Origin of the sequence: Lysinibacillus sp. NPDC056185 (assembly GCF_047737915.1) — a bacterium.
Taxonomy (GTDB): domain Bacteria; phylum Bacillota; class Bacilli; order Bacillales_A; family Planococcaceae; genus Lysinibacillus.
Genome location: NZ_JBLLLQ010000109.1, coordinates 1 through 1,185, shown reverse-complemented (window position 1 = coordinate 1,185; position 1,185 = coordinate 1). Strand labels below are relative to the sequence as shown.

The window sequence follows — 1,185 nt, the reverse complement described above, 5'->3', positions numbered from 1 at the left end:
CGTCCGGACCGGTCCCGCCGATCGACGCCATGCAACTCGCGGTCAAGGGCTCGCTGTTCGTCACCCGTCCGGCCCTGGCCGACTACATCGCCGACCCGGCTGAACGCGCCCAACTGGCCGGCGAACTGTTCGACCACGTCGGCTCCGGGCGGATCCGCATCGAGATCAATCAGCGGTACGCACTCGCTGACGCAGTCCAGGCCCACCGCGACCTGGAGGCAGGCCGCAGCATCGGCTCCTCCGTCTTCACCCTCTGAGTTCACAACACCCCCAGTCCGCCACGCCGACCGACGCGAGTCCGCCCGTCGCGGCGAGTCGTCCGGCACCCCGCACGAGAGGAGAGCGCGATGAGCGCAGCCACACACGTCACCTCCGCCCGCCCACCCACCACGACCACGCCCCGGCCCACGATCAAGGCACAGCCCCTCACCTGCAGCATTGGCGCGGAACTGTTCGACGTGAACCTCGGCGAGGCCTCGCGCGACGAAGCGCTGTTCGCAGAGCTGAAGTCACTGCTGCTGAAGTACAAGGTCGTCTTCCTCCGGGAGCAGGACATCACGCGTGCCGAACATGTCGCCCTCGCCTCGCGCCTGGGTCCGCTGGAGGACCACCCGGTGCTCGGAAGCGACCTGGAGCACCCGGGGCTGGTCCGGATCTACAAGGACCTGGACAGCAAGCCCGAGCACTACGAGAACTCCCTCCACTGCGACGGGACCTGGCGCGAGTGCCCGCCCATGGGCGCCGTGCTGCGCTGTGTGGAGACGCCTGAGGTGGGCGGCGACACGATCTGGGTCAACATGGCCGAGGCCTTCCGCAGGCTGCCCGAGCACATCAAGACGCAGATCGCGGCCCTGCGTGCGCGGCACAGCATCGAGGCGTCCTTCGGCGCCGTCATGCCGTTGGAGCAGCGTCACGCACTGAAGGCCCGGTACCCGGACGCGGAACACCCCGTGGTGCGCACCCACCCGGAGACCGGCGAGCAGATCCTCTTCGTCAACTCCTTCACCACGCACTTCGTCAACTACCACACGCCCCGGAACGTGCGATTCGGCCAGGACCACGCGCCTGGCGCCACCAACCTGTTGAACTACCTGATCAGTCAGGCGGGCGTGCCCGAGTTCCAGGTGCGCTGGCGATGGACGCAGAACAGCGTCGCCATCTGGGACAACCGCTCCACGCAGCACC

At 68.2% G+C, this 1,185-nt stretch carries 2 protein-coding genes; both read left to right on the top strand.

Annotated features, from left to right (window positions below):
• Positions 1-257 (top strand): zinc-binding dehydrogenase (locus tag ACMZ42_RS27210; RefSeq protein ID WP_415733457.1); only part of this gene is annotated, 257 nt, incomplete at its 5' end.
• Positions 258-347: 90 nt separating this feature from the next.
• On the top strand, positions 348-1,185 hold an 838-nt coding region (locus ACMZ42_RS27205; protein ID WP_415733456.1), incomplete at its 3' end, for a TauD/TfdA dioxygenase family protein.